Origin of the sequence: Streptomyces sp. NPDC058145 (genome assembly GCF_042884245.1) — a bacterium.
Classification (GTDB): Bacteria; Actinomycetota; Actinomycetes; order Streptomycetales; family Streptomycetaceae; genus Streptomyces.
Genome location: NZ_JBHVUH010000008.1, coordinates 408296 through 420255, shown reverse-complemented (window position 1 = coordinate 420255; position 11960 = coordinate 408296). Strand labels below are relative to the sequence as shown.

Below are 11960 nucleotides of genomic sequence, written 5' to 3'. Positions count from 1 at the left end.
GCGCCGGTCACAGCGCCCGGAGGCCGTTGATCACGTCGCGCAGAATATCCTCGTCCGGCAGCTCGGCCGGGGGCACCGGACGGGTCACATGGACGAGTTCCGCGTGCACGAGGTCCCCGATCAGGACGCGCACGACGCCGATGGCCAGGTTCAGTTCCGCGGCGATCTCGGCGACGGACTGCGGTGCTCCGGCGCAGAGCCCGACGATCTCCACGTGCTCGGGGGCGAGCGTCGGGTCCGTCTCCGGGTCCTCCGCGCCTGGCTCGGTGACGACCACAGCGATCAGATCGAGGCGGTGCTGGCCCGCACTCGTGGTGCGGCCGCGTGTCATGGCGTACGGACGGACGACCGGTCCGGCCTCGTCGTCGAACCAGTGGCTGCTTCCCTGACCGTCTCCGCTCATGTCATCCCACTACCCGTCCGCGGGCAGATTGGTGCGCGGTGCGGTGACCAGGTGCACGCCGACCCGCTTGACCAGCAGTGTCATCTCGTAGGCGACCTGCCCGACGTCGGAATCGGCGTCGGAGAGGACGGCGAGGCAGCTGCCGTCGCCGGCGGCGGTGACGAACAGGAAGGCGTCGTCGAGTTCGACCACGGTCTGCCGGACGCTGCCCGCCTCGAAGTGGCGGCCCACGCCCTTGGCGAGGCTGTGGAAGCCGGAGGCGACCGCGGCCAGGTGTTCGCTGTCCTCCCGGGTCAGGTCCTTGGACACCCCCGTGGGCAGGCCGTCGCCGGAGAGCACGACGGCCTTGCGGATGCTGGCGACCCGGTCGATGAGCTCGTCGAGGAGCCAGTTCAGCTCGCCCTTGTTCGGCTCCGTGTGGCCGGTGGCCTTCGGTGCGGTCATCGACCGTCCCCCTTAGTCGTTCCTTGTGCTGTGCCGTTGCGTGTGTCGTCGCCCGAGGCGTTCTCCTCACGGCCGCGCTGCCAGCCGCGCTGCAGCGAGGCCATCCGGTTGCGGACCTCGTCGGCGTCGCGGTCGGCCGGCTCCTTGGCGCGCTCGGGGCGCCGTGCGGGTTCCTGCTTCAGTTGCGGGGCCAGGTTGGCCTGCCGTACGCGCCGGGGCAGCGGCCCGGTGCCGGACGCGGGCTCCGGGGCCGGGTCGCCCGTGGGCGGGGTGCCCTCGCCGGGGCCGTGGCCGGAAGCGGCCAGCGGAGGCCGGGTCCGTCGGGGCAGCGCCGGGACCTCGGGGGTCTGTTCCGCGCCGTCGCCCGGGGGGACCGTGTGCTCGTCCGCGCGCTCGGGGAGCGCCGGCGTCCGCCGGGCCGCCGCGCCCCGCCGGCGGGCGGGCAGCGGGGCCGGTCCCATGGCGTCGGGGCGGCGCGGGCCGGGCGCGGGCTGGTCGTCGGGGTCGCCGCGCCGGGCGCGCTGTTCGACGACGGGCCGGCCGTGCGAGCTGACCAGCTTGGGCGTCTGGCGCCGCGGCAGCGGTACGGGGCCGACGGTGCGGTCGGGTTCCGGGCTGTCGGCGACGCGCGGGGGGACCGGCTGATGCGGCTCGTCCGACAGGGCGATCCGCCGCTCGTCTGCGTGGTCGCGGGTGCGGCGGGGGCGGAACAGGCCGCCGCGCTCGCTCTCCTCGTCCGTCAGGGCACCCGGGAAGTCGTTGATGGCGTCCAGGTCCACCGGTGCCTCCAGCTCGACCGGCCCGTCCAGCAGGGAGGTCGGCAGGCCGGGGAGCTGTGCGGGGGCCTGGGACCGGGCGGGGCCGAGGCCCACCGCCTGTCCGGTCTCCTTCGCGGGGCGGTCTCGGTCGAGGCGGAAGCCGATGCCGTTGGTGTCCGGGACGTCGTCGGACAGCAGCAGGTCGGGCATGAAGACGACGGCGGTGGTGCCGCCGTAGGGGGACGGTTGCAGGGAGACCCGGACGTTCTGGCGCTGGGCGAGGCGGCTGACCACGAACAGGCCGAGCCGGTCCGTGTCCGAGAGCTCGAACTCGGGTGTCTCGGCGAGCCGGAGATTGGCGTCCAGCAGGGACTCGGCGGTCATGCCGAGGCCCCGGTCGTGGATCTCCAGGGTGAAGCCGTTGGCGACCCTCTCACCGAGGACCTGGACGGCGGTGTGCGGCGGCGAGAAGACCGTGGCGTTCTCGAGGAGTTCGGCCACCAGATGCGTGACGTCGGCGACGGCCGGGCCGGTGACGGCGACCCGCGGCAGGCGTCGGACCTCGATGCGCTCGTAGTCCTCCACCTCGGCGACCGCGGCCCGGACGATGTCCATGAGCTGCACGGGGCGGCGCCACTGCCGCGACGGTGCCGCGCCGGAGAGGATCACCAGTCCCTCGGCGTGCCGGCGCATACGGGTGGTGAGGTGGTCCAGTCGGAAGAGGTCGGCGAGTTCGTCGGTGTCCTCGGTCCTGCGCTCCATGGTGTCGAGCAGGGTGAGCTGCTTGTGCAGCAGGACCTGGCTGCGGCGGGCGAGGTTGACGAACACATCGGAGACGCCGGACCGCAGTTCGGCCTGTTTGACCGCGGCCTCGACGGCGGCGCGCTGGAGGGTGTTGAGGGCCTGGCCGACCTCACCGATCTCGTTCTTGCCGTACTCCAGCCGTGGCACCTCGGTCTCCACGTCGACCTGTTCACCGGCGGAGAGTCGGCGCATCACGCTGGGCAGCCGCACGCCGGACGCCTCGTGCGCCTCCAGGCGCAGCTTGCGCAGGTCCCGCACGAGGCCGCGGCCGACGCGCACGGACAGGACCACGGACAGGAGCAGGGCGACCAGGCCGAGGACGCCAGCGACGGCCGCCTGCAGGATCACGCCGACGGCCACGGGCCGCATCCGGTCCTGGAACCGGTCGCCGGCCTGGTCGTCGAGGGCGCCGAGTTCGTCGAGGACGCTCGCCGCGGTGGAGTCCCAGCTCCGGGCGGTGACGCCGCGCGGGGTTCCGGGACCGGTGCCTGTGACGGACTGCTCGGTCACCAGCAGCGGGGCCGTGGTGGCGTTCTCCCAGAAGCGCTCGTACCGGTCGCGTTCCGAGGCGGGGAGCAGCGGCAGGCTGATGTCGTAGAGCAGGCCGCGCTGGGCGACGAGGTCGGAGATGTCGCGGGTCTCGTCGCGGGAGACCTTGCCCACCACCAGCGCGGAGCCGAGCAACGCGTCCTCGCGGGAGAGGAGTTCGCGGGCGCGGGTGAGGTTGACGAGGGCGCGGGCCTGCTCGGTCATCTCGACGCTGTCGATGCCGTCGAGGGAGGCCAGCAAGGTGTAGCAGGGGTCGACGAGGCGGTTGTAGCGGTCGAAGGCCTGGGCGCGGCTGACCGTGCGCGCCTCGACGCCGCGGCGCAGGGAGTCGAGGCCGTCGAAGGCGTCCAGGACCGCGGTCAGGCGCTCGTTGTCGTCCCCGTCCATGCCGTCGAGGACGTCCCGGTCCCGGGCGTGCTCGCGGATCCTGGCGAGGGAGCGGTCGGTCGCGGTGCGGGTGCGGTGGAGCGCCGAGAGGGCGTCGGCCGCGCGCGGGTCGGCGAGGTAGACGAGGGTCTGGCGGCGTTCCTGCTGCAGGCCGCGGGCGGCGTCCTCGGTGGGATAGCCGATGTCCTGCACGATGTCGGACACGCTGAAGAGCCGGGTGACCTCACGACCCGTGAGTACCGTGGCGAAGCCCCAGACGGCGGTCAGGGACACCAGCGGCACGAGAAGCAGCGCCACGATCTTCCGGCGGATCGACTTCCCGCGAAAGCGCATGGCCTCCCCCAGCTCGACCCCCGCCGGTCGGGGGTACACATGTGCGTCAACAAACGGCGCGAGCCTACTACCGCCACGCAGTTAACTCGAAGGCGCGTGTGGCGTGCGAACTTCCGCACCGGAGGCGAGAGATGGCGAGTTGTCCGGGCATTGCGGGACTTTGCGCCCGAGGTGCGGGACCCGGGACGGAACCGGCCGGAGCAGTACGGACAACTGGTTGGCTGGAATTTTTCGCTGATGGGAATCTTCGCGGCTCGTTGCTCGTCTGTCCTCATGGGAAATGGGGGCGGAATCGGACACAGGAGCCGCATCCCGCATCCCGGTGGCGTAAACATGCGCAAGCCGGGCAGCCACTGGGAGTCGGCGTCTTCGGACATCGGGGCAAGGGGCCTGCCGGCGGTGGGGAGTGACACGGTGATGGGCACGGCGGAGCGGCGCGGAGCGACCGTGGAGAGCGTGGCGGAGCGCTCGTCGGTGCGGCGGCACCTGGAAGCGTCGGATCGCGACATTCCGGCGCGTGAGCGCGCCGGGGAGTCCACCGGCGAATTTTGGCAGCGGGAGCGACAGTTGTGGGTCGAGGAGCCCGCCCGGCGGCGCCGGATGCCCGACCCGGTGCGTACGGCGGCAGTGCGGGCGGTGCTGATCACCTCGGTGACGCTGATCCAGGCCATGGTGGCGTTCCTGTGCACGATGGCCGGGTCCTGGCTGGCCTTCCCGATGGTGATCAGCAGTGTGGTCAGCACGATCGTCGCCACCTGGGGTGTGGCCGACGTCTGGGTGACCCGTCAGGTGTGGAACCAGCGGTACGGCGTCGTCTCCGAGCCGAGCAGCACGGCTCGGGCGCTGCGCCGGGAGCGCCGGGCCCGCCGGCGTCATGAGCGGACCACCCTGCGGGAGCAGGCGCGGATACGCCGGCGGGGCGGCACCGGGCAGCTGTCCCACTCCTGACGGAGCCGGCCGGACGGGAGGGGCCGGCCCAGCCGGCCCCCGGCACAGTCCCGCACCCCGCGATCAGGGGGTCGCGGAGGCCGGCCGTTTGAACATGCGGGTTGCCGTGATCTCGCTGCGCACCGCCTCCCCGGCCCGCGGCTGCTGCGGCAGACCGGGCCGGAGGTGCTCCTCGACGCTGATGTACTTCAGGCCCGCCCTGAGGTCGGCGTCGTTGCGGAGCCGGATCACCAGCGGGAACTCGGCCAGCGCGGTCGTGTCGAACAGGCCGGTGGTGTACAGCAGTTGCACGCCCAGCGCGTCGGACACCGCCCGCTGGAGTTCCAGCAGGTAGGTGGCGTTCGCGCGGCCGATCGGGTTGTCGAGGAACAGCGTCCCCGCGTGCCGGTGCTTGTCACGGCCCCGGTCGTTGGAGCGCAGGGCGGCCATCGTGCAGTACAGGGCGATGGCGGCGGTGAGGAGCTGTCCGCCGGAGAACACGTCGCCCATCTGACCGACGGGGACGCGTTCGGCACGCAGCACGGCGTCCGGCTTGAGGATCTCCACGGCCACGCCCTTCGGCTGCAGCGCGGCCGCGACTCCGCGCAGCAGCAGCGACATGCCGTCGCGCCGCAGGTCGGAGTTCTTCTTCACGGCCGCGCGCGTGGCCTCGTCGATGACCTCGCCGAGCCGTTCGGTGAGCGACGCCTGGTCGGGTTCCTCGAAACGGATGCGCAGGAACTCCTGCCCGGACCACTCGCCGAGCCCTTCCGGGAGACGGGAGAGCCGCTGGGCGGAGCGCAGGGTGGCGAGGGCCGACTCGACCAGCCCCCGGAGCCGGTCGACGATCGAGTCCCGGTTGCGCTCCAACTGGGCCAGTTCGTCGGTGAGGACGCGCAGGCGGGGCGCGAAGGCGGCCGCCCACTTCTGGGCGTGCTCGGGCAGCGCGGAGGCGGGCAGCTCGCGGATCTGCTGCCGGGCGGGGGTGCGGACCTGCTCGTAGCGCGTGGAGTTGGCGTGCCGCACGAGCACGTCGCTCGCCTCGCGGACGGCCGCCTCGGCGGCGGACAGGTCGCCGGCGCAGCCGCGCAGGGAGCGGCGGGCCTCGGCGGCCGAGTGCCGGGCCTCCTCCAGGCTGCCGGGGTAGGGCTCCGTCTCCTCCTGCTCCTCGTCGGCGGTGTGCTCGCGCAGCAGGTCGCGGAGCATCGCGGCGATCTCGTCGAAGCCGCCGACGGCGTCCTCCGCGGCCCGGTGGGCCTCCAGCAGCTCGGCGTGCGCGTCCCGGGCCTCGGTCAGCGCCTCGGTGCGGGCGGCGAGTTCGGCCGTGGCGGTGCGCAGCAGGGCCTGGGCGTGCTCGGCGTCGCGCGGGGTGAGTTCCCCGGACAGCTCGGTGTGCGCCTCGCCGTCCTCGGGGGCGTGCCGCTCGGCCTCCCCCCGCAGCCGGCCGAGCTGCTCGCTCGCGGTGGACATACGGGTCTCCAGGAGCTGCACCAGCTCCTCCGCGCGCGCGGCGGCCGCCTGCCGGGAGGGGCCGTCGGAACCGTCCGGCGACTGGAGCAGCTGCTCGGCACGGGTGCGGACCTTGTTGCTGAGGCGGTCCAAGTCGGTGCGGGCGGCGCTCTCGTCGCTCTCCGCGCGGGCCTGCTCGGCCCGCAGGTCGGCGCCGACGCCGACCTTCTCGTACACCTGGGAGGCGGCTCGGTAGGCCTCGCGCAGGGCGGGCAGGGATGCCTTCGAGGCGTCGGCGTCCGCCGCCGGTACGTCGTCGGGGGCGCCCGCGATCTCGGAACGCTCGGCGCGCAGCGCACGCGTGGTGCGGCGGGCGTCGTCGGCGGCCCGCTGGGCGGCGCGGCGATCCTCGTCGGCGGCGCGGGCGCGTTCCAGGCAGGCCTGGGCGCGGGCCTCCGACTCGGCCGCCTCGTCGGCGAGTTCGCGGAGCCTGACCTGCCAGCCGGCGCGCTCGCGCAGCCGGAAGGCGAGCCCTGCGAGGGCGTCGGCGGCGCGCCGGGCCCGCTGCGCGGCCTCTTGCCGCTCGTCGCGGACCTGCGTGGCCTCGGCGGCGGTCTCGTCGGCCTCCGCGCGCGCGGTGCGTGCCTCGGCGAGTTCGGCCTCGCTCTCCTCGGCGAACGCGCGTGCCTCCTGGGCCGCCTCGCCCAGCTCGGTGAGCCGCCCGGCCGGGCAGCCGGTGCGCCAGGAGGCGAGGCGGGCCGCCAGCTCGCGGTCCCGGCCGAGCCGGGCGGCGAGCGCGCGGATCTCCTCGTCGCGCTCGCCCGCCCGCGCGCGCAGGGCCTGCCGCTCCTCGTCCGCCGCGTGCTCGTCGTGCATGGCGGGGTTGGGCGGCACCAGGAAGACGTCGCCGGGTGCGGTGCCGGGCGCCGGGGTCGGGGCCAGCAGGGCCGCGGCCGTGCCGACCGCCACTGCGGAGCGGGGCAGCAGGGCGGCGTCGCCGAGCGCCTCACGGGCACGCGCGTGCGTGTCGGGGTCGGTGATGATCACACCGTCGACCAGTTCGGGGCGGGCGGCGAGCACGCGAGCGTGGTCGGCGGGGTCGACGGCCTGCGCGAGGTAGCGCCATCCGGGCAGCGCGGGGATGCCGTGCTCGCCGAGGAACTCGACGGTGGCCAGCACGTCCGGTCCGGGCGGCAGCAACCCGCCGTCGCCCAGGGCGCCGAGGATGCGGGCGTCGTCGGCGGCGGCCGTGCGAAGGTCGAACAGGTGCCGTTCGGCGGTCGACACGGCGTCGTCGAGGAGTTCGCGCAACTCGTCGGCGAAGCGGTCGAGTTCCTCGGGGCCCAGCGGGCCCTCGGTACGAGAACGGGTGGCTGCCGCCGGGTCGCCCGCCCGCATCGACGGGTCGGCGGCCTCGGTCCTGGGCGCGGGCACCCCGGCCACCCCGGTCCGGGCCGACCCGGCCGGCAGGCTCAGCAGTTCGGCGAGCCGGTCCTCGGCGGCGAGGGTCTCGGCGAGGCGCCGCTCGGCGTCGTGGGCGCGTTCTGCCGCGGTCGCGGCGTCCGCCGCGCGGGCCGCCGTCAGCTCGGCGCGTGCCTCGGCGGAGGCCGCCTCGCGCGCGTGCGCGGTGGCCTTGCGGGCGGCCTCACGGGCCGCGTCCCAGGCCGCGACTGCGGTCTTCTCGGCGTCGCTCGCGGCGAGCGCGGCGCGGGCCGGGTCGGCGTCCGGCGCGCTGTCGTCGAGCCAGCCGGCGCGGACCGCCTCGGCCGTCTCCTGCTCGACCTCGGCGAGGCGCTGACGCAGGTGCCCGGCCTCGCTGCGGGCACGCTGGCCCTCGGTGGCGGCGGCGGTGGAGTCGCGGTAGCCGCTCTCACCGACCTCCTGCAGGGCCGCTGAGCGCTCCTCCCCCTCGTTGGCGAGGCTCTCGGCGCTCTCGGCGGCCGCGTGCAGGGCCCGTACGAGGTCCACGGCGGCCTTCGCGCGGGCGGCGAGGGCGGGGGCCGCGTCCCGCTCGGCCTCCTGGATGGCGGCGGACACGCGCGCGATCCGGTCGGCGGCGGCGCGGTGCCGCAGCACGGCCTCGGCGGCCTGCCACGCGGAGTGCAGGGTGCGTGCGTCGGCCAGCTCGCGCTTCTGCGCGGCGGCGGCCTTCTCGGCGGCGGCGAGCGCCAGGGACGCGTGGCGGTAGGCGAGTTCGGCGGCGATGAGCGAGCTGCGCTCGCGCGCCCCCTCGGAGTGCGTGACGGCGTAGGCGGCGGCCGTGACGCGCTGCGCCAGATCGGCGGCGCGCACCCGCTCTCGCACGGCCCGTGCGGACAGCCGCCGGGCCAGGGTGCGGGTACGGCGTTCGGCGCCGGAGTGGACGTCACGCGCGCGCGAGCGCGTCTCGGCGGCCTCGACGATCCTCCCGAGCAGGTCGACGGAGCCCGCGGTGAAGTCCCGCTCCGCGATCAGCTCGGCCCGCCGGCCGAGTTTGTTGCCGAAGCCGCTGACCAGGTCGGCGAGGCCGTCGGTGTCGCGGGTGTCGGTGACCGCGCGCAGCAGCAGGTCGGTGAAGTCGGAGTCCTTCTTGACCGCGAAGAGACCCGCCGCCTCGCCCTCGTCGGCGTTCATCTCCCGCTGGTAGCGGAAGAGTTCGGGGTCGAGGCCGAGGTCGCCGAGGTGCTCGATCCAGCGGTCGTGGATCTCCTCCCAGTGCACCTCCAGGTGGGGGTAGGCCTTGCCGGCCTCGGTGAGGGCGTCGCGGAAGCCCTTCATGGTGCGGCGCCGGCCCTGGGCGCCCGAGCTGCCCTCGACGGGCGGCCGCACCGCGGTGGACTCGGCGACGGGCAGGTTGTCCAGGCTGAGGCCGGGGCCTGGCCGGAAGGAGTACCAGGCCTCGGCGAACTTCCGCGGATCGCTGGAGACCTGGCGTCCGCGCCACTCGCTGACCTTGCCGACGACGACGCACTCGCCGGTCTGCACATGCTGCCACTCCAGCGCCACGTGCCCGCAGTCGTCGGCGAGCAGGAACTTGCGCAGCACGCCGGAGCTGGCGCCGCCCAGGGTGTTGCGGTGGCCGGGCAGCATCACCGAGAAGATCAGCTTGAGCAGGACGGACTTGCCGCCGCCGTTCTCCAGGAAGAGCACGCCCGCGGGCGCGGGCCGGCGCGGCGGGCCGGACGGCTCCTCCGCGAAGAACTCCGCCTGCGTGGGGGCGGGGTCGGGCACGGGCTCGCCCACGCCCCGCAGGTCGAGCACGGTGTCGGCATAGCGCGCACCGGCCGGCCCGATGGAGTAGAGGCGGATCCGGGACAGCTCGTACATGGCGGACTCTCGTAAGTCTGGTCAGGAATGCGGTGGATCAGGAGTGGAACGGCAGCCCGGCGTCGGCCACCAGGTCCAGGTCTTCGGTGTCCTCGGCGGCCAGCAGGCTGGCCGAGCCGTCGGTGACCGGGACGACACCCAGCTCCAGCAGCTCGGCCATCGCGGCGCCGCCGGCCAGGTCGCGCACCTGGAGCTGGTAGCGCGCCGTGGTGCGGTAGGTGCCGCCGTGGTCGTCCCCGGTGCGCTGGAGGAAGCCGGAGTCGGTGAGGAAGGCCGCCGCCTTGGCGACGATGCCCGTGGTCGAGGCGGCCGGCCGGCGCGCGTCCTTGGTGGCGCCGGTCGCGCTGCGCCGGGCCCAGATCCGCCAGGCGGCCTCCAGACCGGGCGCGTCGGTGGCCGGGTCGGTGTTCTCGCCGCGTTCCTCGGCCCGTTCCTCCAGACGGCGGCAGGCCTGCCGGACGAAGGCGTCGACGCCGTTGACGGTGATCCGGCCGATGTAGGAGTCGTCGGCAAGGTCCTCCGGGCGCGGGAACGCCAGTGCGGCGACGGCCAGGTGGGCCAGCCCGTGCAGGAAGCGGTCCCCGGAGTCGGCGGCGGTGCGACGCGCGTAGTCGCCCATGCGGACGGCGAACACCGAGTCCTCGGCGGCGGTCACGGCCATTCCCGCGCGCGGGGACACCTCGAGCACGATCAGGCCGAGGCCGGCGGCGACGGCGTCCGCGAGCCGCGCGAACGCCGGTTCCTCGCGGTAGCGGCGCAGCAGATCGGTGTACTCCTGGTCGCGTGCGGGCTGCAGTTTGGGCTGCAGCCCGAAGGCGACGAGCCGCGCCGCGTCGGCGGCGTCGGCGGGGGTGACGGCGGCGGACGCCGACGGGGCCGGGGCCTCCGTGTCACTCCACTCGACGTGCTCGGTCACGGTCTGGGCTCCTTGTCGCGGTCTCGCTCACTCATGCTGCTTCCGTCCGGTCGGCGGCCATTCCCGCCGCGTCCAGCAGCGCCGTTCCGACGATCAGGTCGGCCCCGCCGAACTCGGGATCGTCCAGCTCCGTCCCGTCGTCGACGGCGAACAGCAGCTTCTGTTCGCCCTGCCGGTAGGCGGTGCCGACCGCGGGGCTGGCCGCGTGCACGGCCAGCAGCGCGACCAGGTAGGGCAGTTCGGGGTCCTGCCCGCGTGCCTCGGCCAGCAGTCCGGACAGCCTGCGCGGGGCGTCCGCCGGCAGGTCCAGCAGTTCCATGGCGGCGGCTAGCTGTTCCTCGCTGAACCGGCTGTCGTCCGGTGTCGCGATCAGGTCGGGCTCAGGCATCTCCGCGCCCAGGTGCTCCCGTTCCACCGGCGGCGTCAGCAGGATGTCCACGAGGTCGCCGACCCGCACCGACACCGGGGTGCGCAGGCCGGTGGCGTTGGCGAAGAACGCGTCCGTGATCCGGACCGCCCGCTCCAGCGGCAGCGGCAGCGCCGGCGCGAGGAGGTGGCCGTACAGGTCGGTCCCCGAGGTGGACGCCGCCGGGGCGAACGCCTGTCTGTCCTGTTCGGCGCGGAACAGCGGGCCCGCCTCCAGCAGCCGGGACTGCAGCTGGGTGTGCCGGCGGATGCAGTCCTTGACGATGTCCACCAGCTCTGCGGCGCGGCGCTTGTTCCCGGCGTCCTCGGTCTCGTCGCGGGCCTTGCGGATGTTGGTGAGGATCGCGTTCTCGTGCCGGTAGCGGTCGGCCACGTGGTCGAGGGCCTCGGCGATCATGTCGGGCACGGCGTTGAGCCAGTCGACCGCGCGGACGTTGCGCCGGGTGGCATCCAGGGCGCGGCGCAGGGTCTCCGAGTACTGCACGGTGCGGTAGCGGGCCTGCTCGGCGGCGAGCTGGGCGTCGGCGAGGCGCCCCCGGTTGATCAGCACCTCGAGCTTGACCTCGGCGGCGATCTGCGCGCTGGTGACGTCGGTGTCCAGGGCGCCGACGAGGACGTTGACGGCTTCGTCGGTCGTGCGCAGGTAGACCGTGCCGCCGGGGCCGGGGACCTCTTCGATCAGCTTGAAGTCGTAGTCACGGCGGACGTAGGTGCCGTCCGGCGCGAACGTGCCGTACACCGCGCGGAAGCCGCGGTCCACGCTGCCGACGTTGATCAGGTTCTCCAGGACCCAGCGGGCCACGCGCTCGTGCTCGGCGGTGGGCCGGTGCGGGGCCTGGGCGGCGATGCGCGGGACGAGCCGGGCCACGATCTGCTCGTGGTCGGCGCCCGTGTCGAAGTCCATGTTCAGCGTGACCAGGTCGATGGCGGCCAGGGCCACCTCGGCCATGCCGTACACCGAGTACTCGCCGGCCAGGTTGGCCTTGCGCGCGTCGAGGTCGTGCAGCGGCGCCGTGCAGGCGAGCGCGCGAAGCCGCCGCGCCAGCCCCTCGTCGGCGGCCGGGCCCGGCGCCGGGCGCGGCCCCGCGCTGAGCTGGGGCGGAACGCTGTCCGTCGATGCAGGCGAAGTCACGGTGCACAGACTAGGTCCTCGGTCTGACAACGACCCAAACGACGCAGAAGCGACGGCCGTCACGGGCGCTCGACAGGCGCCGGGGGCCGGGGGCCGGCTCCACGGGTACCTGAGTGGTCTCGACGG

General features: G+C 74.4%; 7 protein-coding genes. 1 reads left to right on the top strand and 6 read right to left on the bottom strand.

The features are described 5' to 3' along the window. Nucleotides 1-7: 7 nt before the first annotated feature. The 3 genes from ACFVVO_RS20890 to ACFVVO_RS20880 are packed head-to-tail and all read right to left on the bottom strand — an operon-like array spanning nucleotide 8 to nucleotide 3678. On the bottom strand, nucleotides 8-403 hold the full coding sequence (locus tag ACFVVO_RS20890; RefSeq protein WP_390056855.1) for a DUF742 domain-containing protein: 396 nt from the start codon (nucleotides 401-403) through the stop codon (nucleotides 8-10). A 9-nt stretch (nucleotides 404-412) separates the two neighbouring features. Then, nucleotides 413-847, bottom strand: a complete 435-nt coding sequence (locus ACFVVO_RS20885) for a roadblock/LC7 domain-containing protein (protein WP_390056854.1) — start codon at nucleotides 845-847, stop codon at nucleotides 413-415. Further along, entirely contained in the window at nucleotides 844-3678 is a 2835-nt protein-coding gene (locus ACFVVO_RS20880; RefSeq protein ID WP_390056852.1) for a nitrate- and nitrite sensing domain-containing protein, read from the bottom strand. The genes ACFVVO_RS20885 and ACFVVO_RS20880 overlap by 4 nt, the downstream gene beginning before the upstream one ends. A 399-nt stretch (nucleotides 3679-4077) precedes the next feature. Here ACFVVO_RS20880 and ACFVVO_RS20875 point away from each other — a divergent pair, with 399 nt between their 5' ends. Next, a complete protein-coding gene (locus tag ACFVVO_RS20875) occupies nucleotides 4078-4626 on the top strand; it encodes a hypothetical protein (RefSeq protein WP_390056851.1) in 549 nt (182 codons plus the stop codon). A 63-nt stretch (nucleotides 4627-4689) separates the two neighbouring features. On the opposite strand, the gene ACFVVO_RS20870 is transcribed toward ACFVVO_RS20875, so the two are convergent. The 3 genes from ACFVVO_RS20870 to ACFVVO_RS20860 are packed head-to-tail and all read right to left on the bottom strand — an operon-like array spanning nucleotide 4690 to nucleotide 11834. Then, complete coding sequence (locus ACFVVO_RS20870) at nucleotides 4690-9360, bottom strand: hypothetical protein (protein WP_390056850.1); 4671 nt, start codon at nucleotides 9358-9360, stop codon at nucleotides 4690-4692. Nucleotides 9361-9397: 37 nt separating this feature from the next. Next, complete coding sequence (locus tag ACFVVO_RS20865; protein WP_390056849.1) at nucleotides 9398-10276, bottom strand: hypothetical protein; 879 nt, start codon at nucleotides 10274-10276, stop codon at nucleotides 9398-9400. A 31-nt stretch (nucleotides 10277-10307) separates the two neighbouring features. After that, the gene (locus ACFVVO_RS20860; protein WP_390056847.1) at nucleotides 10308-11834 is read right to left on the bottom strand and encodes a hypothetical protein; all 1527 of its coding nucleotides are present in this window, start codon (nucleotides 11832-11834) and stop codon (nucleotides 10308-10310) included. Nucleotides 11835-11960: the final 126 nt, after the last annotated feature.